Here is a 21054-nt window from a genome sequence, read left to right on the forward strand (position 1 = left end):
AAATTTACGAGCACTGACAGGCACTTGCCGCCATTAACAAGGCTACAAAATGGGCGGAACTCAGGATTAAGACTGCCCAGCAACGCGCCCTCGGTGGCGATGTTGCGGTAGCGGGCAACGTCCATGCCCAGGCTGTCAAGGTGGAGTAGCCACGCGCGCTGATCGGCAAAGCTCGCGCGGCCGTGCTCACGCAGCGCCTGCAGGAACACCTGCGAGAGCCCTTGCTTTTTCATGTAAGCGAGCGCGTCTTCGTTGATCTGGTATCCATGTCCCGCACCGAGCAACTCGAGGAAATTGATGCGGCTTTTCGAGCACGTGCTTTTGAACCAGGCGAAGTGTTCGTTACCGATGTGGGTGACGTAGCCGTTTTTGCCTTGATGTCGAGTGCCCGTGTCATCGACCGTCACATACGCTGAGAGCGCCAGGCCAGTCGATAACAGCCCGTCTTTTTCCGCGTGAAAGCGCTCCTTGCCCTCTTGCAGCAGCGCGTTCAACTGCCCGGACGAGATCTCGATGCCCCATTCGCGCAGTTGCTCGCGCAACAGCGGCTGCGTCACGTGACAGTGGTGGTGCTGGTACAGCACATAGCTGACCAGCGTCGCGCCAAAATGGCTGCCGGCGACTGCCCGGGGAAGCTGCCCGGTCAAGGTCTCGCAGTCTGGTGTTTGCCAGCGTGCGAGCCGATAGCGCGTGTTGCGAGAGCCGATCACCAGGTCCTGCACCACGAAATCTCGATACCCTTTGAATCGGGAGCCCGGCGGGATCAACCCGGCCGGCTCGATGATCTCTTCGCAATCGATCTTCAGTTGGGCGGTCTTGCTCCTGCTGGGCTTACCACGTCGTCTGGCCGGCTTCGTTTGCTGCTGCCGATCGAGCGCGCAGGCTTTGCCGGCCTCCTCATGCATGCGGCTCGGTTTGAACTTCGGGCGCTTCTTCTCACCCTTGAGCACGGCGACTTCATCCTTCAGATGCAACTCCTGCTCATGCTGGCGAAGGATGATTTCGATGAGGCCTTCACCCCAGGCGAGCAGCTTCATGACCGCGGGCGTGTGCTCGACTTTGGGGATATACGGCGCAGCGAGTTTCTTCCTCACGACTGCGTGAGGCTATGCGCGCTTGCCGGCTTTGCGCAGCCGGGCGATTTCCTGTTCCAGTGCTTGAAGCCGCTCTTGCTGGCGATTGACCATATCGGTCAGTTGCTCGAGCACCGCCAGCAATTCAAGCTCCCGCGGCGTCAATTCGTCTCGCGCGATATCCGGCGGAATGAATTTTTGAGGGATGCTCATGATCTGGCAACGTAGAGAGTGGCGACGCGACGAAAGTTAACATTGCCGTCCACGGTTTACAACTGAAATTTTTTTGCGGCCTGCAGGAAGCTCGTCGCTGACATCCGGGCTTGATGAGCGGGTCAAGGGCCACGCAACGCCTGGCGCGACTGCCCCGGGTTTATGAGCAGTTACGAGGCCAGACAGGAAGTACTTGATTTAATGAGATTTTTTAATAGGGCCGTTTCGCAAAGCCCCATGGCGCCTAGGCGCTGTCGTCCCCGTAAAATGCAACGAAATCAAGGGGACCCCTTAACGTGCGCAAATTTACGAATCTTGAGACACCCCCCATTTCCATGCGTCGGCAAGAAGATGCCCGGGCCGAGCTGCGCGGACAACCCTCAGTTCCATGGACTAAGCCGACCGCCAAGTTGGGTCAATATTTGATATGCAGCAGTCACCCTTTGAGCGATGGGAAAATTTTTATTTGCAAGCATGACGATCCCCAATTTTTGAGCGGGAACAAAGGCGACGTATGAGGCAAATCCATTGGTTGATCCGGTTTTGTTGATCAGCGAATTGGCTTGTGGCTGGAGCGGAGGGTTTAACTCGGTTGCTTTCGTAGCCTGATAAATCATCGTGTCCGAATTGCCCGCCAAAACCTGTTTCAGTTCCACGGGATAGGGATATTGCTCCCATATGAGGTCTTGCGTTATTTCACCCGACCTGAAATATCCAGTATGGGTGTCGTCGATCGCGCGTTGCAACTTGCTGTCAATCTTAATCATCTGCATGTTGGCTGCTATAAATCGGATCATGTCCGGCGCACTCGATTTAATTCCATAGGCTTCCGAGGACAGAACCCCTGCGTTCAGCCTGATCGGAGCGCCCTGCTTCGTGTAGCCTTGCGCGTAATCTTTCATCTGATCCGACGGTACATTAATGTAACTATGCGTCATTCCAAGCATGGGGAATAACTTCTTTTCAATGGCGTGAACAAAAGACTCATTCATGTTCCGGGCGGCAATCATGCCGAGCATGCCAATACTTGGATTCGAGTAGATTCGGTAAGTACCGGCAGCGTAAGATGGTTTCCATTGCCTGAAATAATCCATTAACTGATCGTCATTGTGGATAGCCTCAGGAACTTGCAACGGGAGGCCACCGGACGTGTGCGTGCCAAGATTTAGCAGACTGATGTTGTCAAAACTGCTACCGCGCAGGTATGGAAAATATTTACTGGCACTGTCGGACAACACAAGGTTGCCATTGATCTGAGCATACGAAGCCAATGTTGCCGTATATGTTTTGCTAGCTGACCCAATTTCAAAGAGGGTTTGGCTTGTAATCGGTCGCTGTGTTTGAAGTGATGCCACACCATAGTTATAAAAGTAACTTTCGCCGTTGACGATTACTGCGATCGCCATGCCGGGAATTCGATATTTCTGCATCAAGGGACGAATTACACCATCAACCACGCCCGAGATTTCCTTCTGCTTATTTTCACCTTCTGCAAACGTGTTGGAGGCGAGAAAACATGAAGACATCAAGATGGAAATCAACAACTTCTTGGAAAAAACGGAACGCATGCATTCTCCGTAAATACTGATCGGATTACTTTTACCGGTTGGCCCTCGACCAGCAAGATTATCTCGCCCTTCATGACATAGCAGACCTCGGGTCCGGTCGCCATGTTGAGGGGTTTCTCGGCCTCGGGTCCCATGCCCATCTCGTGATTCATGCCGTTCACACCGACGCTTTTCAGGACCTGCGATGCGATGAAGAAAGCGTCGAATGGCGACGAGAATATCGCCCCTTTGCGAGTCATCTACAAGCGAGCATAATTTCTGTCTGGGTAAAGAAAAACTTATGCCATGGCATCCATCCGTCCTCACCTCCCATTGAATGCACTGCGCGCATTCGAATCGTCGGCACGGCACCTGAGCTTCACACGCGCGGCACTCGAACTCAATGTGACGCAAGCTGCCGTCAGCCAGCAGGTTCGGATGCTCGAAGAACGGCTCGGCACTACCTTGTTCAAACGATTGCCACGCGGACTGGGCATGACCGACGAAAGCCGCGCACTGCTTCCGGTATTGACCGATGCATTCAGTCGCATCGAGGGCGTGCTGAAGCAATTCGAGGGCGGGCATTTTCACGAAGTGCTTACGATTGGCGTGGTCGGGACTTTTGCAGTCGGCTGGCTGCTGCCACGGCTCAAATCATTTCGGGAGGCTCATCCCTTTGTGGAGTTGCGGCTGCTGACCCATAACAATCTGGTCGACCTGGCAGCGGAGGGGCTGGATTTCGCAATTCGCTTCGGTGACGGAGCCTGGCCCGCGACACACAATGTCATGTTGCTCGATGCGCCGCTGACCGTGCTTTGCGCACCGGACATTGCGAGAAGGCTTTCCAGACCGTGTGATCTTGCGAGGGAGACGCTGCTTCGTTCGTATCGAGCCGACGAATGGACCGGCTGGTTTAGCGCGGCTGGACTCGATCCATGGCCGGTAAATGGTCCGGTTTTCGACTCGTCGCGCTTGATGGTGGAAGCCGCCGTACAAGGCGCGGGAGTCGCCCTGGCTCCGCCTCTGATGTTCGCCCGGGAACTGCAGGCGGAACTGCTCTTTCGACCCTTCGATACGGAAGTGAGAACTGGCAGCTATTGGCTGACATGGTTGAAATCGAGGCGCATGTCGCCCGCCACGGAATTGTTCCGTCACTGGATTCTCGCGCAAGCGACCGGCGAGACGGTCGATCAAACTGGCCCAGCTTCGCCGTAGAGTACGAAAAATTCACGTCAAAGCATGCTGAGCGCGGTAGCGAGCACGGTACGTTTGAACTTCGCCTGCTGCTGCGGGAGCTTGGAAAAGATCGACATGACGTGGCTGTACGAGACCGTTTTGCTAATGCCGTTAGTCAGCAACGCGAACAGCACTTCCGGATCGTTGGGTTTTAGTTCGCCCGCATCGATAGCATCGGCGAGAAGCGCGAAAAACACGTCGTGAAAAGGACGCAGAAGGCGTACGACCAGCACATCCAGCCGCTCGCCCTGCTCCGTTGCCGCCGTCGAGAAAAACATACCGATATCCGGATCACGGAACACCTTGTCGATAAAGATCGCAAGCGCCCGCTCCACCCGCTGACGCAACGACAGATCGGAGGTGCGCAGCGCTGCGATCGACTTGATCATCGGTGCGGCCTGCTCGGCGATCTGCTCAACGACCGCAATCCACAACGCTTCCTTCGAACCGAAATGATGCGAGATCAGCGCGGGATCGACGCCGGAATCCCGCGCGATTTCCCGCACGCTGGTCGCGTCGAATCCGCGCTTGGCGAATGCCTGCCGCGCGCTTTTCAGGAGCGCGTCGGAGCCGGCGATCGCGCTGCACGCGGGGCGTCCGCGTGAGCGTTTCTCCTTGGCGGCTTGCGCCGGACGTGCTGTTGAAACTGTCATGGTTCGATCCGGATTCAGGTGCAGTAAGGCGAGCCCGAAGTTTAACCGACGTAAAGCGCCCCACCGGTACTCCCTAAGTAGCCGTAATTGCGCGGCGTTTGACATCGGTTGCCCGATTGCCCTACTATCTCATCAATTCATCACTCGTTGAATATATTCATGAGCCACATTGATCGACCGCAGCCTCACGCGCAAGCATCGACCACGACGTCACGGCGCCCCACCTCGGTAGTGATGCTAACTATATTCGGCGTGCCGGATGTGGTCTTGTGCAACCGGAAATCGGCATGACGTGATCGCTTCGTCGTGACACCGGTGACGCCGGCTGCGTGGAATTTCTTGTAAAGGAAAGGTGAGATGCTCGAGAAACACACTAGTGCATGGTCCCAAACCGTAGCGTTACTCGATAACACACGCGCCCGGCAGGTAGCCGACGAAGCAACGCGAATAGCACAACGGCGTCCGGCAAAAACCATCTGGAACGATCACGCGACGTTGATGGTCAGCGTGATCGAACGCCCCACTCCACGAACGGCCACGGTCTCATGGTGCGATCCGCTCTCGGGCTACTATGGGCACCAGACGTGGCGGGTAGCACTCGCCAAACAACGCGGCGAGTGCGTGCTGAGCGGCAAGATCATCAAGCCAGGCGACTTCATCTATCGGCCAGCAATCAGTCAGCCGCCTCCTGGCAATGCAGGCGCAATGATCATCGCGTCCGAGCTGGTGCCGTTTGGAACGATCCGGCAGTCGTAGCCAGCACTGGCCTATCCACCGAGCGTCGATCAGGGGTTCTCGCATCGAAAGCTCGTGGCATTGTTGACATTGCCCTTGCCCAGATACTTCGGAAAGCCGGGATATCGGCAGAGCGGCCGCGACCGCCCGTTGGTAGCGCTCGCTATGTCCGTCCCGATGAGCGTCTCCGGCGCAATATTCATCGTGACCCACCGGTCCAGCGCACCGAGTTCGTCCCAGGCTGGAATGAACACGCCGTTGCCGTGCTGAAATCCCGGCACCATATACAGCCGCATGAACGAATCGACAATACTCTGCCCATACTTCTCGACCAGCGAGTGATAAAAAGCGATGGTCTGGTTCGGGCTGATGACTTCATCGGCAAGACCATGCATGGTGATCAGCTTGCCGCCGTGCGCAATGAACGCCGATATGTCCGGATTCATCGCTCCGACCGTCGCCGACAAATCGATCAGGCGGGATTTATAGATCCCCGGATGATCGACATCGAAGCCGAGCGTATCGAAGCGCAAGTCATGCGTGACGAAAAACTTCATGTAGCTATCGCCCTGCATGAACAGGTAACCGTTGGCGTCGAAGCGCAAAGGCTGGGTGGCGACCGGTGAATTTCCGAGTCCCAGCCCGCTGGAATAATCCACACCCTGGAACACGTTGTAGCCGTAATACCGCGTGACCCCGTAAGCGAGTTCATAAGGTAGCGCAAAGCCGTCGCGCAAAATCTCCAGCGTCGCGAGCTGCGCCTCCGACAAACAACTGTCCCGCAACGAAGGCCGTTGTCCGTTCGCGCATCGCAGTTGCGCGACGATCTGCGGCTCATGCTCGCGGCACGCCTCTACATTCGCGACAATCCCGTCGACCACGCCATCGAGCCCATCGCATTCGTGAAGCACGGTCTCGACCACGCGCTTTTGCTGGGCCGGCCCGACGAAACCACCCGGTGTCCCATACGCCGCCTGCCCTACTTTCACGCCCATCAGGCGCACGCCCGAAAAGTTGATGGCCGGTGCGTTGGCGATCACGCCGTCGTAGTCGCCGGGATATCGTTCGATCACCGTGAACGCTTCGCGCCCGCCGGTGGAGCCGCCGGCGAAGTAGGTCTGCTCGGGCTTGCGGCCATAGCCCATGATGATCAGCGCGAGCGCAACGTCATGGGTTTTCTTGAGATGACCGTAGCCGAAGTTGATCACGGCTTCGTCGTTCATCGCGAAATCGGCGCGGCCGGAGTTGCCGACATGACCTGAATCCGAGCCGAAGGTCGCGTAACCGTCAGACAGCGGCGAGGCGGCGGGCGCAAACGCGGTCGGCTCGGTGCCGCTCACGATCACGCCGTTGTAACCGCCCCCGCCCATCTGCAACGCCCGGCCATTCCAGCGCGTCGGCAGATTGACCTCGAAGCGGATGTCGGGCGTGGTGTCGAGTTGCGCCTTGATCACGCCTACAAGCCGGCAATATTCGCCGTTGCGGTTTTTCGGCGCGGCTGCGGCTACGATCGATGCACCCAGGATAGTCGCGCCGCGAGTAGGCAAGCCGATCACCGACGCCGGCACCTCTGTGCCTTCCAGCTCGGCGCAGTGCTTGACGAGGTACGAAGCGGCGCTTGCGTGAGTGCTGCACGCGATTAAGGCAGTGAACAGCAGCAGGGCACGCAGGAGAGTGGTTGTAGCTTGGGGCATCGCCTAGAGATTGGATTGCTGCGGCAGGATGAAGCAGAAAGCCAACAGCGTTTTCGCCGCACAATATATAAGAAGCATCCTATTGGCAGAAATCCGATTGCCCGAATGCGTTGCGTTTGCACAACCGATTGGCGTGGGCGGCTCAGCCCGATTGGTCCGATGAAAACCGCGCCGCACGGATCACGCCTGGGCGCGTGGCTGTCATTCTCCCGGCCATTCCCCCCGCAGATCGCTGTTCTGCAATATCTCCAGCAATGTCTCCGCAGGCCGGCTCAAGTGCTTCGCCCCCAACGCAATGAATTCGACCTGAGGCAACTCCGGCAGCGCAGCGCGATTCACCGGCGGCGAAAGCCCTCTGCCTGCCAGGAAATGGGACCGCACGGTGAGCCCCAACCCGCCGCGTGCAGCCGCGATACATCCTGCGTACGAACTGCTCGTGCAGACCACCTGCCAGCGCGCGCCGACCGCGGCCAGCGAGTCGAGCACCACGGCGCGCGTCACGCTCGGCTCGGCGACGAGGATCAGCGGCAGCGGCTGTTCGAGATCCACCTCGGTGCCTGTCAGCCCGAGCCACTCGAGTTGTCCTGAAAACAGCGGAATGCCGCGCGGATCGCCGATGCGCCGTTTGCCGATCATCAAATCGATCGATCCTGCGTCCAGATGCTCGTAAAGCCGCCCCGTCATACCGATAGTGATCTCCAGCTCGACATCGGGGTGAGTCCGGCGAAATGCCGCAAGCACGCTGGGCAAGGGACCGAGCGCGACGTCGTCGGAGCTTCCCAGGCGCACGCGGCCCCGCAGACGCGGCGAGCGGAACTGCAACTCGGCGTGGGTCATCGCTTCGAGGATCATGCGGGCGTGGACCAGCATGGCTTCGCCGTCGGCGGTGAGCGCGAGCGAGTGAGTATCGCGCACGAGCAGCCGACGGCCGACGTGTTCTTCCAGCCGCCGGATGTGCTCGCTCACGCTGGATTGCGTGAGCCGGAGCTGGCGGCCGGCATCGGTGAAACTGTGCGACGCGGCCACTGTCGCGAACGTGTTCAGCCAGACCGGATTGAGCATGACGCATTGTGATCGGATTTAACGATGATAGTCAACGTGGCCAGCGGGGTTCCCGATTGCCAGTCGGCGTCTTAAAATCGACACATCGCGCAAACCCCGCGCGACACTGTTTTCAGCAGTAACTGGATGACTTCAAAAAACTCACACACGGCGCTGTTGTGGATCGTGGCCGTCGGCTTTTTCATGCAAGCCCTCGACACGACCATCGTCAACACGGCCCTACCCTCCATTGCGCACAGCCTGCATGCGCAACCGCTCGCGATGCAACCTATCGTCGTCGCCTACACGCTGACCATGGCGCTTCTCACACCCGCGTCCGGTTGGCTCGCCGACCGCTTCGGCACTCGCCGCGTCTATTTCGTCGCGATCCTGCTGTTCGTGATCGGCTCGCTCTGCTGCGCTAACGCGCAATCGCTGAATCAACTGATCGTGGCGCGCGTGATCCAGGGGATCGGCGGCTCGATGCTGCTGCCCATCGGCCGGCTGGCCGTGTTGCGCAGCGTGACGGGCGAGGCGTATGTATCGGCGCTCGCGGTCATCTCCATTGCCGGCCAGGTTGGCCCGATCCTTGGACCGACAATGGGCGGCTGGTTCGTCGAATCGTTTTCATGGCACTGGATCTTCCTGATCAACGTGCCCATCGGCGCGCTGGGTTTGATCGCCGTGCATCGCTTTCTTCCCGACGATGCGATTCCTCATGCTCCGCCCTTCGACTTTATCGGCTGCGCGATGTTGTCGCTCTGCATGGTCGCGTTTTCGATGGCGCTGGACAGCCCCGCGCAATCGCACAAGCTGCTGGTGTCGGGCGGGTTGTTCGTGCTTTCGGCAATTGCTGCGCTCGCTTACATTCCGTACGCCAAGCGTCGACCCGATCCGCTCTTCAAGCTGTCTTTGTTCAATGAGCCGAACTTCAGCGTGGGCTTGATTGGCAACCTGCTGTGCCGGATCGGATCGAGCGCAGTGCCGTTTCTCCTGCCGCTGCTGCTGCAATTACAGCTGGGTTACACACCGCTGCATTCGGGCTTGATGATGTTGCCCGCCGCATTCGCCGGGACCGTTGCAAAGGGCTGGATCTCGCCCCTTGTCAAGCGCTACGGGTACGATAATTTCCTGTTGTGGAACACGATCCTCGTAGGGGCATCGATAGTCGGCTTCGCTTCGTTTTCGGTTGGCACGCCGCTCGTGATCGAGATCGCGATCCTTGCCGTGTTCGGCGCGTGCAACTCCATGCAGTTCGCCGCGATGAACAGCGTCACGCTCAAGGGCTTGTCGATCAAGGACGCCGGCAGCGGCAACAGTCTTTTTTCGATGGTGCAGATGCTGGCGATCGGACTGGGTGTGTCGATTGGCGGTGGCTTGGTGTCGGTGTTCTCGGCGAACCTCGGCTCGGCGGCGCTCGCGTTCCGGATCGCGTTTGTATGCGTGGGCCTGGTGACGCTGGCATCGGCCATCGTGTTCCGTTTTCTGGATGCAGTGCCTGCCCGCCCGGCGCCGCAAGCCGCCACCTCGTGAATATGGAAAATGCAGGCTCGAGCCTGAACGTTTAAGCTGGTTGGATACTCAACCCGCGTTCAATACCGCCCAAGGAGTTCACCGTGCAATACCGCAAATTTGGCCGTACTGGCCTGACTGTTTCGCGTCTGTGCCTCGGCACCATGACCTTTGGTCTGCAGACGGAAGAGAACGTGTCACGCAGCATCATGGATCGTGCTGCAGAAGCAGGTGTCAATTTCATCGATACCGCCGATGTCTATCCGCTCGGCAGCACGGAAAGCGCGGCCGGACGCACGGAGGAGATTGTCGGACGCTGGTTGAAGGATGCACCCGCGCGGCGCGGCGAGTTCATCCTGGCGACGAAAGCGGTCGGCAAGATGGGGCCTTCGGCGTGGGATCAGGGTGCGTCGCGCAAGCACCTGCTTGACGCCATCGATGCATCGCTCAAGCGGCTCAATACCGATTACGTCGACCTGTACCAACTGCATTCCGACGATCTCAACACGCCGCTCGACGAAACCCTGGAAGCGCTCGATACGATCGTGCGCCAGGGCAAGGCGCGTTACGTGGGGGTATCCAATTTCCTGGCGTACCGGCTTGCGACTGCACTAGGTCGTTCCGATGTCTTGCGCGTGGCGCGCTTCGTTTCGGTCCAGCCGCGTTACAACCTGCTATTCAGGCAGATCGAGCGTGAATTGCTGCCGCTTGCTACTGACGAGCATCTGGCCGTGATTCCGTACAACCCGCTTGCTGGCGGCTTGCTGACAGGCAAACATAAACACGATGCCGCGCCCTCCGAGGGTCGCTTTACGGCCAAAGTCGGTAAGGCCGGATCGATGTATCAGCAGCGCTACTGGCATGAGCGCGAGTTTGAAACCATCGAAAAATTGAAGCAGATCGTGGCGCCGACCGGTGAGTCGTTGACGAAGACATCGGTCGCGTGGGTGCTGGCGAATCCGGTGGTTACATCGGCGATCATTGGGGCCAGCCGGCCCGAGCAGCTTTCGGATAGTTTGGCCGCAGTTGACTTCACTCTCGATGCCGAGTTGAAGACGCAACTGGACGACGCCACGGTCGAGTACCGGTGGGGCGACGCCGCGCGATAAACGGTTTCGTTCGCACGGCGGAGCGATTTCACTCGCCTCTCCGTGCGAACATGCTGTCTAGTACTTAGCAATATCGCGAGTCTCCAACACTCGCGACGCCGCGCGCTCCTTGGCTACCGCGATCATCGCCCGTCCCAACTGACTGGTCGTTGTAATCGTATTCGGGAACGCGCGCCGCAACACGGGAAACAACGGCCGCCCCAGTGAAATCACCATCTGGTACACGGGCGTTTTCGAGCGAATACCGTCCATTGGCTGAATCATCCCCGGACGAAACATATACGCGGCCTTGAACGGCATGCGCATCAGAGCGTTTTCGGTGCGGCCCTTCACGCGCGCCCACATGACGCGCCCGCGCTCGGTCGCATCGGTCCCGGCTCCCGTCACATAGGCGAAGGTCATGTCCGGATTGAGACGCGACAAAGTCCGCCCGACCGCGAACGTCAGATCGTAAGTCAGGCGAGTGTAGTCAGCCTCGCTCATCCTGAACGACGACACGCCCAGGCAGAAAAAGCAGGCATCGAAGCCGGTGAGTTCGGACTCGATCGAGGTGAGATCGAGGAGGTCCTTATGCACGATCTCGGTAAGCTTCGGATACTGTTGTCCTGTCGCATTACGTCCCACCGTGACCACGCGCTTGATGTCCGTATCGAGCAGGCATTCGCGCAACACGCCCTGCCCGACCATTCCTGTCGCGCCAAAAATAAGCACTTTCATGATTTTCCCGGCCACGACACGCCCGTGAGTTTCACCGATACATCCCAAAGTTTAGCGGCAACGGCCGTGTCCCTGGCTTGCGGGTAAATGCGCGCCTCCGAGGGCGCACCTATCATTTCCTGAAAACCCTTCGGGCCGTAATAAGCAGCGGCCCGTGCTTCAGGCGATGTAGCGGCCAACAGCGTGGGCAACGCACCTTCCGCAGCGCTATGGCTCAAGAATGGCTTCATCACGCGACTCACCAGCGCCAACACGCCCGTCTCTCCCGGCCCGTTCGCGATGAGATCGGTCCGCGCAAACCCCGGATGCGCCGCGTTGCTCATGAGACGCCAGCCGTTCGCGTCGCTGCGGCGTTGCAGTTCCAGCGCGAATATAAGCATGGCGAGCTTCGACTGTTCGTAGGCCGGCCACGCTTTATAAGCACGCTCGCCTTGCAGGTTATCGAAGGAAATCTTTCCTCGCCGATGCGCAATGCTGCTGAGATTCACCACGCGCGGTGCGGCGCTCTTTTGCAACAACGGCAGCAACTGCGCGGTCAGCGCGAAGTGACCGAGATAGTTGGTGCCGAACTGGCGTTCGAAACCATCGGCGGTCTTTTCGTGCTTGGGCAGCATCATCACGCCGGCATTATTCACGAGCACATCGATCGCCAGACCTTCTTCAAGCAGCCGCTTCGTGGCGCTCGAGACCGACGCGAGGCTCGCCAGGTCGATGGATTCAAAACGGATTTGGGCGGCTGGCACTTCGCGGCGAATACGTTCGAGAGCCGCTCGCCCTTTCGCGTCACTACGTCCGGTGAGTATTACTTCGGCGCCCGCGCGGGCCAGTTCCAGCGACGTTTCATAACCCAACCCACCGGTCGCGCCAGTCACCAATGCACGTTTGCCCGCCTGCGAAGGGATATCGGCTGTAGTCCATGTACTCATGTGCTTGTCCTCCAAAACGCTTTTTTGCGTGAGTAATCAGTCATTAAATCGACGCTTGCTGCCCGCAAGACCGACTTGGCGGTTCAGCTTTCCGTGTTGCGTGTAACGCCCTTCCAGAACACATCGAAACCGACCTTCCGATACCGCGTGGCTTCTTCCGGATACGCTGTCATGAAAGCCATCGTGGTTTCCGCCAGCGCCTTCATGGTTGCGGCTACAAACTCGACCGGATAAGGCTGCAACACGCCGGTCTTGATGCTGTGTTGCGCGAGCGTTTCAATCTCGGCGAACGGTTCATAACCCACGGCCTTCGATTCGTCGCTGACCGTATCCGCCACTGTCAACTGATCCAGCACATTCAGCCGCTGCGGGTTCGCCACGCCCCAATCGACGAACGCGTTCCACAGATATTCAAGCCGGTCGCGCACCGGTCCCTGCCGGGGGAACCGCGACATGAGCGCGTCGGCGAGATCGAGTTTGATGGAACGGTAGAGCGCATTCACAAGCTCGTCCTTCGTGCGGAAGTACGTGAACAAGGTCCCTTCCGCGACGCCCGCCTGCTTCGATATCGCCGATGTCGGTGCAGCCGCCAGTCCGCGTTGCGCAAAAACCTGTTCGGCGGCGAGAAGCAGCGCGTTGCGTTTGTCGTCGCTTTTGGGTCGAGCCATCGTGCGTGATTGAATCGATTAAATGAGTGAGTGAATACTCAATTATATCTATTTTCGCAACAGAGGCAAGACTCATGCAGAAAAGGCCAAACGTCACGCGGTGGAAAAGCTTACCAAGTCTGCCGGACGGGGCAAAACTTGACCGTGCTAGCATCCGGCAATCGCATTGGTAAGGGTGTTCGGGGCACTGAAGCTCGCTATGACCGCACCACGACTCCAGCTTCATTTCAGGGATCTTATGAATAACCGCTCGGTTCACCAGAACTTCTTCCACATCTTGCTGTTCGTCGTCACCGTTGCGCTCTGCTGGATCTTGCTGCCGTTCTTCGGGGCGATCTTCTGGGGCACGATTCTCGCAATCCTGTTCCAGCCGCTGCAGCGCTATCTGGCCGTTAAATTCGGCAAGCGACGCAATCTGGCGGCGTTCGCGACGCTGGGGTTGACGATCGTGGTGGTGATCCTTCCGCTTAGCTTCGTAGCAGCTACGCTCGTGCAGGAAATCGGCCTTGCCTACGCGCAGGTCAAGGCCGGCCAGCCGAATTTCACGACCTACTTCCAGCAGGCCATTCACGCACTGCCGAATTCGTTGCAAGCGCTGCTTGGCCGCTTCGGCCTGACCGATATCCCGAGCATCCAGCAACGGCTGACCAGCGGCGCTGCCGCCATCAGCCAGTTCGTGGCTACGCAGGCGTTCAGCATCGGGCAGAACACGTTCCAGTTCGTAATCAGCTTCGGCGTGATGCTGTACCTGGTGTTTTTCCTGCTGCGCGATGGCGGTGAAATCGGCCGTCGCATTCGCCGCGCCCTGCCCCTCGACGAAGGTCCCAAGCAGCACTTGATCGCCAAGTTCACGACCGTCGTCCGGGCGACGGTGAAGGGCAACATCGCGGTCGCCGCCGTGCAGGGTTTCCTCGGCGGGATGATCTTCATGATGCTGGGCATTCAGGGCTCGCTGCTGTGGGGCGTGCTGATGGCGTTCCTCTCGCTGCTTCCCGCGATCGGCGCCGCGCTGGTCTGGGCGCCGGCTGCAGCCTATTTTCTGCTCACCGGCGATATCTGGCGCGGTGTGATCCTGATCGTGTTCTGCGTCGTGGTGATCGGCATGGTGGACAACGTGCTGCGTCCGATCCTGGTCGGCAAGGACACGAAAATGCCCGACTGGGTCGTGCTGATTTCCACACTGGGCGGAATGGGATTGTTCGGGATCAACGGCTTCGTGATTGGACCGCTGATCGCCGCGCTGTTCATGGCGAGTTGGGACTTGTTCACACAGGAAGAGGAAGAACGGAGAATAGATAAGAAGGTCTAGCGTCTGGCTTTTTTTCTCGTCTTTAAAAAAAACCGGCTTGCTGAGTAATCAGCAAGCCGGTTTTTTTTATACCGCAACGTAGACTGAAAACTCAGCGTTTCTCCGCTCCGGTGTATTTGCAATCGAAGCGCTTTCTCACCGTGCCGTTTTCATCGACGCTCTCAAGATATACGTCGAATTGCCACAGCCGCGCCATGTGCTTGAGAACCTCTTCGCTGTCATTGGTGAGGTGACGGTTGTCGGTCATGAAATGGCGTAGCGTCAGGCTGCGATCGCCGCGCGTATTCACCGAATACACCTGGATATTCGGCTCACGATGATGCATGTCGTATTGCCGCGACAACGCCTGACGGACATACCTGTACCCGCTTTCGTCATGAATAGCGGACACTTCCAGCGAGTCGCGCATGTCGTCGTCGAGAATCGAGAACAGGCGCATTTCGCGAATCAGATGCGGCGACAAATACTGCGCGATAAAACTCTCGTCCTTGAAATTGCGCATCGCGTAATGCAGCGCTTCCAGCCAGTCGCTGCCGGCAAGCTCTGGAAACCATTCGCGGTCCTCATCCGTCGGGTTTTCGCAGATGCGGCGAATATCGCTCATCATGGAAAATCCCAGCGCATACGGGTTGATGCCGCTGTAATACTGCTTGGTCACGGGCGGCTGATACACCACGTTGCTGTGCGAATGGAGGAACTCCATCATGAAGCCATCTTCCAGACGACCCTCCGCATAAAGCGTATTAAGCAGCGTGTAATGCCAGAACGTGGCCCAGCCTTCGTTCATGACCTGCGTCTGCCGTTGCGGATAAAAATACTGGCCGACCTTGCGCACGATGCGAATGACTTCGCGTTCCCACGGTTCGAGCAGCGGCGCATTCTTCTCCGCGAAATACAGCAGGTTTTCCTGCGGTTCCGGCGGATACCGGCTTTCAATTTCCTCGGTCGTGGTCGCCTTTTTATTCGGCAGCGTGCGCCAGAGTTCATTCACCTGCGACTGCAAATACGCCTCGCGTTCGCGCCGCGCGGCCACTTCCTTCGCCAGCGACAGTTTCTGCGGTCGCTTATACCGGTCGACGCCATAATTCATCAGCGCGTGGCAGGAATCGAGCAATTCCTCCACCCGGTCGATGCCATGCCGCTCCTCGCATTCCGCGATGTAATTCTTCGCATAAACGAGGTAATCGATAATCGCGTGCGCGTCTGTCCACAGTTTGAACAGGTAGTTGCCCTTGAAAAACGAGTTGTGCCCGTACGCCGCGTGCGCGATGACGAGCGCCTGCATCGTCATCGTGTTCTCTTCCATCAAGTACGCAATGCACGGATTCGAGTTGATGACGATCTCGTACGCAAGGCCCATTTGCCCGCGCCGGTAACTCTTCTCGGTGGAGAGGAAGTGCTTGCCGAACGACCAGTGCCGGTAGTTCACCGGCATGCCGACCGACGCGTACGCGTCCATCATCTGCTCGGCGCTGATGAGTTCGAGCTGGATCGGATAGACGTCGAGACCGTACCGCTGCGCGACACGGGCAATCTCGGTGTCGTATTCCTCGATCAACTCGAAGGTCCAGTCCGATGGACACGGCAACGGCCTTTTTTCCGCCACGTTCATGGTGTCTCCTTCCGACGCCGCGCTTTTGCGTGGCTTCCTGGCCTTTTGGGGCGCGCTGTCTTGTGCTTTCAGTTCTTCGCCGGGTTTGAGGTGATACCCACGTGCTTCGTTGTTCAAATGCCGTGTCGTCATGCAGCCGCCTGTTGTTTCTCGAACAGTTCGCGAAAGACCGGATAAATATCCGCAGCCGATTCGACTTTCTTCATCGCGAGCTCAGGCGCACTCTGTGCCAGATGAGCATATTCCACCCAGAGATTCTGCTCTTCAGGCGCTACTTGAATATAGGCAAAATAGCGCACCTTCTGGAGAATGTCTTCGGCTAGGAGCTTGCGGCACTTGGGCGAATCGTCAGTCCAGTTGTCGCCGTCGGACGCCTGCGCGCCGTAGATATTCCATTCGGTGGGCGAATAACGCTCATCCATGATCTTCTTCATCAACTCAAGCGCGCTGGACACAACCGTGCCACCGCTTTCGGTCGAATGGAAGAAGGTTTCTTCGTCCACTTCTTCCGCGCGCGTGTGATGCCGGATGAAGACCACTTCGATCTTTTCGTAGTTCCGGTTCAGGAACAGGTACAAAAGAATGAAGAAACGCTTCGACAGATCCTTGCGCTGCTCGTCCATGGAACCGGACACGTCCATCAGACAAAACATCACGGCCTTGCTCGATGGCGTGGGTTGTCTGGTCCGGTTGACGTAGCGTAAGTCGAATGGGTCGATGAAAGGAATTCGCGTGATGCGCCCTTTCATGATCACAATGTCAGCTTCCAGCCGCGCAATCTCTTCGGGGTCGCCATTTTCCAGTTGAAGCGCTTCCAGCTGCCGCTCCAACTCCAGCAACTGGCGCGATAACGGCGACCCTAATGCAATCCGCCGCCCGAGCGCGCTGCGCAGCGAACGCACGACATCGATATTGTTTGGCGTTCCTTCAGCCGAAAACCCCGCCCGTACGTTCTTCCATGTCGGCACGGCTGCTAATTGGGTTTTGACGAGACGCGGAAGCTCGAGGTCGTCGAAGAAATACTGCATGAATTCTTCCCGCGATAACTCGAACACGAAGTCGTCCTGCCCTTCGCCTTCATTGCTCGCGGTCTTGCCGCCACCACCGCCGCCGCCATTCGGGCGTGCGATCTTGTCGCCACGAATGTACTCGGCGTTACCCGGATGCACGAGCTCACGCTTACCGCCAGGGCCATGCCGGAACGACGGTTCGGCGATGTCCTTCTTCGGAATCGTGATGCTTTGCGTGCTCTGGATATCCTTGATGCTACGGTCCCGAACGGCATCCGACACCGCGCGGCGAATATAGTTTTTGACACGACGCAAAAAGCGTTCGCGGTTGGCAATGCTCTTGTTCTTACCGGCTAACCTGCGGTCGATGATTTGATGCAGCACATCCAGTCTCCCGCGTAATTGGCGAGGAAGCGAAGCGCTGTTGGCCCGGAACCGCGCGCTGTGGCGCCAAGGCCAGCACTCGCCAAGGTGCTCGCGTTTCGCTGGTTCCAAAGCCAGCGTTACGCGAACGTATGACTCAAAACTGACAACACAACTACGATTCAATCACGTTTTACCCGCTTTCGCTGAGAAGTCATCAATCTCCCTGTGGAAAAGACCAAAAACAGACCAAAAAGCAGGCCGCATTACGACGATTTGCGCACCCGGAGATACCAATCGCAGAGCAGACGCACTTGCTTCGGCGTATAGCCCTTCGCGACCATCCGGTTCACAAAGTCTTCGTGCTTGCGCTGTTCTTCCGCCGATCCTTTGGCATTGAACGAGATCACTGGCAAAAGTTCTTCGGTATTGGAGAACATCTTCTTCTCGATCACCACGCGCAGTTTCTCGTAGCTGATCCACGCCGGATTCTTGCCGCCATTCGCCGCCCGCGCCCGCAGCACGAAATTCACGATCTCGTTGCGGAAGTCCTTCGGGTTGCTGATGCCAGCCGGCTTCTCGATCTTCTCCAGTTCCGCATTCAACGACGCACGGTCGAAACTTTCGCCGGTATCGTGATCGCGGAATTCCTGGTCCTGGATCCAGAAATCGGCATACGTGACGTAACGATCGAAGATGTTCTGTCCGTACTCCGAATACGATTCCAGATACGCGGTCTGAATCTCCTTGCCGATGAACTCGGCATAGCGCGATGCCAGCACATCCTTGATGAACGACAGGTACTTCTGTTCGGTTTCCGGCGGAAACTGTTCGCGCTCGATCTGCTGTTCCAGCACGTACATCAGGTGCACCGGATTGGCCGCGACTTCGGCAGAATCGAAGTTGAATACGCGCGACAAGATCTTGAATGCGAAGCGGGTTGAAACGCCGTTCATGCCTTCATCGACGCCTGCAAAATCGCGGTACTCCTGGAACGATTTCGCCTTCGGGTCCGTGTCCTTGAGGTTGTCGCCGTCGTAGACCTGCATCTTCGAAAAGAGGCTGGAATTTTCCGGCTCATGCAAGCGCGTGAGCACCGCCATCTGCGCCATCATCTTCAACGTACCGGGCGCGCAAACAGCGTTCGTCAACGAAGAATTACGCAGCAGCTTCTCGTAGATCTTCATCTCTTCGCTGTAGCGCAGGCAGTACGGCACCTTGACCACGAAGATACGATCGAGCAGTGCTTCGTTGTTCTTGTTATTGCGAAACGTCTTCCATTCCGACTCGTTCGAGTGAGCGAGGACCACACCATCAAACGGGATTGCACCGAAACCTTCCGTGCCCTTGAAGTTGCCTTCCTGAGTAGCAGTGAGCAGCGGGTGCAGCACCTTGATTGGCGCCTTGAACATTTCGACGAACTCAAGCAAGCCCTGGTTCGCAAGACACAGTCCGCCGGAGTAGCTGTAGGCGTCAGCGTCGTCCTGCGAGTAAGTTTCAAGCTTGCGGATGTCGACCTTGCCGACGAGTGACGAGATGTCCTGATTGTTCTCATCGCCAGGTTCGGTCTTGGCAATACCGATCTGGCGCAGGATGGAGGGGTAGCGGCGAACGATGCGGAACTTGCGGATGTCGCCATTGAATTCGTGAAGGCGCTTCACTGCCCACGGACTCAGGATGTTCTTGAGATAGCGGCGCGGAATGCCGTATTGCTCTTCTAGGATCGGGCCGTCTTCGTCGTAGTCAAAGAGCCCAAGAGGCGACTCATTGACAGGCGAACCCTTGATTGCATAGAACGGAACACGCTCGGCGAGTTGCTTGAGACGCTCAGCAATGGATGACTTGCCGCCGCCTACCGGTCCCAACAAATACAGGATTTGTTTCTTCTCTTCCAGCCCTTGGGCCGCATGCCTGAAGTACGACACCACCTGCTCGATCACTTCCTCCATTCCGTAGAACTCACGGAATGCCGGATACACCTTGATCACCTTGTTTGCAAACACACGCGATAAACGCGGGTCGGTGCGCGTGTCGACTGACTCCGGTTCCCCGATAGCCGCCAACATCCGTTCGCCCGCTGTTGCATACGTTGCAGGATCGTCTTTGCAGAGCGCGAGATACTCTTCGAGCGAGAATTCCTCCTCGCGGGTCTTTTCGAAGCGGGTCGCGAAACTGCTGTAGATATCCATGCTACCTCCTCGCCGAAGTCAGAAAGCAATGTGTGCGCGGCGCGCCTAATCAGAACAACATCGCTTCAGTTCATCCTAAACCTATTCGAATTTTTTTTCATGCAAATGCGTTGTTGATTTGCTTCGAAGTATTCCTAGCTTGGTGGAATATTTTCGTTCACCTACAATCATCATCCCGACTCGCGAAACGTTTTCCGTATTGGCTGCACAGCCTTGCTGTACAAGCCCTCGACCCATGCGACATGCTGGCAGCCGAATACCCCGACTGCTGCTGCCGAGGGTCAGCGTACCCCGCGTTTATGCATTGAGTGCTTAGGTCCCACTTAAGTCTCGCGCATGTCGAGTTGTCCCTGTGTTGTCCCCCGCTCATCCACACGTTATCCACCGCTTATCCCCGTGCTTATGTCATATACGCTTCGTAGCACCGGAACGATGCAAGTTCCGATGCATTTTTGGCGCCGCCGCTCTCATGTCCATTCGATTGCGGGCTCTAAAATGTCATGCGCCGCTCTCTTACTAAACGATGCGCAAAGGCATCCGTTGACCGCCTATACCCGCTACGTGCAGAGGGATTTAGAAGGTAAAAAGGCACTCGTTCGAGTGCCTTTTTTGATGTAACAACGGCGCATGGATATCTGTTTCAGCATGCTTTCATTGTGCGCCGGCATTCCGTCCGGATGTCACTCCAGCGTCAGTTCGATCTCGCCGATGCGGTCGATCCGGCCGCTCACCACGCTCGGCCCATCGACCCGCCGCGCGCCCGTGTAGGAGCCGGTCGTCACCGTCCAGAACGGCTGGACCGCGTGGCCGTGCGCGCTGCAATGATTGACGAACCAGACCAGCAGTTCGCGCGGATCGCCCGCCGGATTGCCGGTGCTCGGCGGCACGATCGAGACGCCGTCGACGGCCAGTTCGAGCAGCGGTGAAAGGAAGTCGAAGTTCGGCGCGATCACCTCGTACGGCTCCATCTTGCCCACGATCAGTGCGCCGTTGTTCTGCGAATCGGCAAGTTGTGCCAGCGTCGCGAGGTTCGGCCATTGCGCGAAGCGGCTATCCACAATTTCAAGCGCCACCGCCATGCTGCCGAGCGCCGCGAACACTTCGCTGCGACTGTAAGGTTCATCGCGGGGCGGCAACGCATATGAAAATCGAAACGCAATCTCCAGTTCGACCAGCACCCGAAAGAACGCCGCATGCGGGACGCGCGCGGGCGATGTGTGGACGAGTTCTGCATCGATCGGCGCCGCGTTCGCCTGCGCGCCGGGCGCCCGGGCACCGACTTTCCAGGCGCCAATGCGCGCGCCGGATAGGGACAGAACCTTGTGCTGGATGGCGTAGGCCGCTTCGGCATCGGCGGGGATATCGACTGACTCGAGGTCTTCTATCAGGGTGCGCTGTCTGCGGGCCTGGACAAGTTGCGCAGCGAGGGTGGATTCAGTCATGGCGA

General features: G+C 57.9%; 18 protein-coding genes. 5 read left to right on the plus strand and 13 right to left on the minus strand.

Annotated features, from left to right (window positions below):
• The 3 genes from M0D69_RS17610 to ampC form a co-directional block, all read right to left on the minus strand.
• On the minus strand, positions 1 to 1037 hold a 1037-nt coding region (locus M0D69_RS17610), incomplete at its 3' end, for a hypothetical protein (RefSeq protein WP_301783243.1).
• Between the two features lie 69 nt (positions 1038 to 1106).
• Positions 1107 to 1286, minus strand: a complete 180-nt coding sequence (locus tag M0D69_RS17615; RefSeq protein WP_122170904.1) for a hypothetical protein — start codon at positions 1284 to 1286, stop codon at positions 1107 to 1109.
• A 380-nt stretch (positions 1287 to 1666) separates the two neighbouring features.
• Positions 1667 to 2854, minus strand: coding sequence for a class C beta-lactamase (gene ampC, locus M0D69_RS17620; protein ID WP_367619725.1), 1188 nt, complete (start codon positions 2852 to 2854; stop codon positions 1667 to 1669).
• Between the two features lie 285 nt (positions 2855 to 3139).
• Here ampC and M0D69_RS17625 point away from each other — a divergent pair, with 285 nt between their 5' ends.
• Positions 3140 to 4048, plus strand: a complete 909-nt coding sequence (locus M0D69_RS17625; RefSeq protein WP_301783244.1) for a LysR family transcriptional regulator — start codon at positions 3140 to 3142, stop codon at positions 4046 to 4048.
• Between the two features lie 17 nt (positions 4049 to 4065).
• Here the strand turns inward: M0D69_RS17625 and M0D69_RS17630 are convergent, their stop codons facing one another.
• Complete coding sequence (locus M0D69_RS17630) at positions 4066 to 4722, minus strand: TetR/AcrR family transcriptional regulator (RefSeq protein ID WP_301783245.1); 657 nt, start codon at positions 4720 to 4722, stop codon at positions 4066 to 4068.
• A gap of 357 nt (positions 4723 to 5079) precedes the next feature.
• On the opposite strand from M0D69_RS17630, the gene M0D69_RS17635 reads away from it, so the two are divergent.
• Entirely contained in the window at positions 5080 to 5478 is a 399-nt protein-coding gene (locus M0D69_RS17635) for a DUF3331 domain-containing protein (RefSeq protein ID WP_301783246.1), read from the plus strand.
• Positions 5479 to 5507: 29 nt separating this feature from the next.
• Here M0D69_RS17635 and M0D69_RS17640 read toward each other — a convergent pair whose 3' ends face one another.
• Positions 5508 to 7151 carry a tannase/feruloyl esterase family alpha/beta hydrolase gene (locus M0D69_RS17640; RefSeq protein WP_301783247.1) on the minus strand — a complete coding sequence of 548 codons (1644 nt, stop codon included), beginning with the start codon at positions 7149 to 7151 and terminating at the stop codon, positions 5508 to 5510.
• A gap of 201 nt (positions 7152 to 7352) precedes the next feature.
• The gene (locus M0D69_RS17645) at positions 7353 to 8213 is read right to left on the minus strand and encodes a LysR family transcriptional regulator (RefSeq protein ID WP_301783248.1); all 861 of its coding nucleotides are present in this window, start codon (positions 8211 to 8213) and stop codon (positions 7353 to 7355) included.
• A 126-nt stretch (positions 8214 to 8339) separates the two neighbouring features.
• Between M0D69_RS17645 and M0D69_RS17650 the strand changes: the two genes are divergently transcribed.
• Together M0D69_RS17650 and M0D69_RS17655 are read left to right on the plus strand one after the other, a co-directional pair.
• Positions 8340 to 9725: a DHA2 family efflux MFS transporter permease subunit gene (locus tag M0D69_RS17650; protein WP_301783249.1), complete on the plus strand. Its 1386-nt coding sequence runs from the start codon at positions 8340 to 8342 to the stop codon at positions 9723 to 9725.
• An 83-nt stretch (positions 9726 to 9808) separates the two neighbouring features.
• A complete protein-coding gene (locus M0D69_RS17655) occupies positions 9809 to 10813 on the plus strand; it encodes an aldo/keto reductase (RefSeq protein WP_301783250.1) in 1005 nt (334 codons plus the stop codon).
• A gap of 57 nt (positions 10814 to 10870) precedes the next feature.
• On the opposite strand, the gene M0D69_RS17660 is transcribed toward M0D69_RS17655, so the two are convergent.
• The 3 genes from M0D69_RS17660 to M0D69_RS17670 form a co-directional block, all read right to left on the minus strand.
• Entirely contained in the window at positions 10871 to 11530 is a 660-nt protein-coding gene (locus M0D69_RS17660) for an NAD-dependent epimerase/dehydratase family protein (protein ID WP_301783251.1), read from the minus strand.
• On the minus strand, positions 11527 to 12456 hold the full coding sequence (locus M0D69_RS17665; RefSeq protein ID WP_301783252.1) for an SDR family oxidoreductase: 930 nt from the start codon (positions 12454 to 12456) through the stop codon (positions 11527 to 11529). The genes M0D69_RS17660 and M0D69_RS17665 overlap by 4 nt, the downstream gene beginning before the upstream one ends.
• 83 nt (positions 12457 to 12539) lie before the next feature.
• On the minus strand, positions 12540 to 13124 hold the full coding sequence (locus M0D69_RS17670) for a TetR/AcrR family transcriptional regulator (RefSeq protein WP_301783253.1): 585 nt from the start codon (positions 13122 to 13124) through the stop codon (positions 12540 to 12542).
• A gap of 238 nt (positions 13125 to 13362) precedes the next feature.
• On the opposite strand from M0D69_RS17670, the gene M0D69_RS17675 reads away from it, so the two are divergent.
• Positions 13363 to 14433 (plus strand): AI-2E family transporter, encoded by a 1071-nt coding sequence (locus tag M0D69_RS17675; protein ID WP_301783334.1) that lies wholly within the window; start codon positions 13363 to 13365, stop codon positions 14431 to 14433.
• Positions 14434 to 14524: 91 nt separating this feature from the next.
• Here the strand turns inward: M0D69_RS17675 and M0D69_RS17680 are convergent, their stop codons facing one another.
• The 4 genes from M0D69_RS17680 to M0D69_RS17695 form a co-directional block, all read right to left on the minus strand.
• Positions 14525 to 16177, minus strand: coding sequence for a SpoVR family protein (locus M0D69_RS17680; protein WP_301783254.1), 1653 nt, complete (start codon positions 16175 to 16177; stop codon positions 14525 to 14527).
• A complete protein-coding gene (locus M0D69_RS17685) occupies positions 16174 to 17439 on the minus strand; it encodes a YeaH/YhbH family protein (RefSeq protein ID WP_122172862.1) in 1266 nt (421 codons plus the stop codon). Before M0D69_RS17685 ends, M0D69_RS17680 begins: the two co-directional genes overlap by 4 nt.
• 245 nt (positions 17440 to 17684) lie before the next feature.
• Positions 17685 to 19607 (minus strand): PrkA family serine protein kinase, encoded by a 1923-nt coding sequence (locus tag M0D69_RS17690; protein ID WP_047897328.1) that lies wholly within the window; start codon positions 19605 to 19607, stop codon positions 17685 to 17687.
• 680 nt (positions 19608 to 20287) lie between these two features.
• Positions 20288 to 21049 (minus strand): 2-keto-4-pentenoate hydratase, encoded by a 762-nt coding sequence (locus M0D69_RS17695; protein WP_301783255.1) that lies wholly within the window; start codon positions 21047 to 21049, stop codon positions 20288 to 20290.
• Positions 21050 to 21054 lie beyond the last annotated feature (5 nt).

The organism is Caballeronia sp. SEWSISQ10-4 2 (assembly GCF_030464885.1).
GTDB lineage: Bacteria > Pseudomonadota > Gammaproteobacteria > Burkholderiales > Burkholderiaceae > Caballeronia.

Bases quoted from the DNA above. Each gene is read 5' to 3' on its own strand.
- M0D69_RS17665 (WP_301783252.1), bottom strand. From the start codon at position 12,456: ATGAGTACATGGACTACAGCCGATATCCCTTCGCAGGCGGGCAAACGT.
- M0D69_RS17695 (WP_301783255.1), bottom strand. From the start codon at position 21,049: ATGACTGAATCCACCCTCGCTGCGCAACTTGTCCAGGCCCGCAGACAG.
- M0D69_RS17615 (WP_122170904.1), bottom strand. From the start codon at position 1,286: ATGAGCATCCCTCAAAAATTCATTCCGCCGGATATCGCGCGAGACGAA.
- M0D69_RS17640 (WP_301783247.1), bottom strand. From the start codon at position 7,151: ATGCCCCAAGCTACAACCACTCTCCTGCGTGCCCTGCTGCTGTTCACT.
- M0D69_RS17690 (WP_047897328.1), bottom strand. From the start codon at position 19,607: ATGGATATCTACAGCAGTTTCGCGACCCGCTTCGAAAAGACCCGCGAG.
- ampC (WP_367619725.1), bottom strand. From the start codon at position 2,854: ATGCGTTCCGTTTTTTCCAAGAAGTTGTTGATTTCCATCTTGATGTCT.
- M0D69_RS17670 (WP_301783253.1), bottom strand. From the start codon at position 13,124: ATGGCTCGACCCAAAAGCGACGACAAACGCAACGCGCTGCTTCTCGCC.
- M0D69_RS17625 (WP_301783244.1), top strand. From the start codon at position 3,140: ATGGCATCCATCCGTCCTCACCTCCCATTGAATGCACTGCGCGCATTC.
- M0D69_RS17650 (WP_301783249.1), top strand. From the start codon at position 8,340: ATGACTTCAAAAAACTCACACACGGCGCTGTTGTGGATCGTGGCCGTC.
- M0D69_RS17635 (WP_301783246.1), top strand. From the start codon at position 5,080: ATGCTCGAGAAACACACTAGTGCATGGTCCCAAACCGTAGCGTTACTC.
- M0D69_RS17680 (WP_301783254.1), bottom strand. From the start codon at position 16,177: ATGACGACACGGCATTTGAACAACGAAGCACGTGGGTATCACCTCAAA.
- M0D69_RS17645 (WP_301783248.1), bottom strand. From the start codon at position 8,213: ATGCTCAATCCGGTCTGGCTGAACACGTTCGCGACAGTGGCCGCGTCG.
- M0D69_RS17630 (WP_301783245.1), bottom strand. From the start codon at position 4,722: ATGACAGTTTCAACAGCACGTCCGGCGCAAGCCGCCAAGGAGAAACGC.
- M0D69_RS17660 (WP_301783251.1), bottom strand. From the start codon at position 11,530: ATGAAAGTGCTTATTTTTGGCGCGACAGGAATGGTCGGGCAGGGCGTG.
- M0D69_RS17675 (WP_301783334.1), top strand. From the start codon at position 13,363: ATGAATAACCGCTCGGTTCACCAGAACTTCTTCCACATCTTGCTGTTC.